Annotated in this window: 1 protein-coding gene; it reads left to right on the forward strand. The window is 65.5% G+C overall.

Annotated features, from left to right (window positions below; all coding sequences use genetic code 11):
- Positions 1–385: hypothetical protein (locus tag HWY05_RS37750; RefSeq protein ID WP_176061488.1), on the forward strand; the 385-nt coding region annotated here is incomplete at its 5' end.
- Between the last annotated feature and the right edge of the window lie 125 nt (positions 386–510).

Genomic DNA, 510 nt, shown 5'->3' on the forward strand with positions numbered 1-510 from the left:
CCCGTCCGCCGAGCCGCATGGCGAACCCGAAGCCGGCGACGCCTGGGCGCTTGACCTGTCGAGGCTGTCGGCAGACGGAGCCCATGCCGCTGGTGGCGCGATCGGCCTGGACGCATCGGCGGGCAGCCCGCTGAAGCTGTCGCTCGACGACGTGCTGCAACACGGCGGCAAGGACCTGTTCATGGACGACGGCCGCACGCAACTGATGGTGAAGGGCGGCGCCCACGACACGGTCGATTTGTCCGGCACCTCCGGCGGCGATGGCGATGCCTGGGTCGAGCATGGCGCGGCCACCGTCGACGGCGTGGCCTACACGGTCTACGAAAACAGCGCGCAGAACGCTGAATTGCTGGTCCAGCATGGTGTGACCACGCATCTGATGTAAGCGGAGGCACGACGCCCCGAGCGTTCGAATCGCAAGCCGGTTCGGATGCTCGGGGCGTCTTTTTGCATGGCCTTCTCCTCTGTTTCGTATCCCAGGGCATTCACATGAGCGTGATCAAGCTTTTG

The organism is Paraburkholderia sp. BCC1876 (assembly GCF_902833695.1).
In the GTDB taxonomy this organism is placed as follows: domain Bacteria; phylum Pseudomonadota; class Gammaproteobacteria; order Burkholderiales; family Burkholderiaceae; genus Paraburkholderia.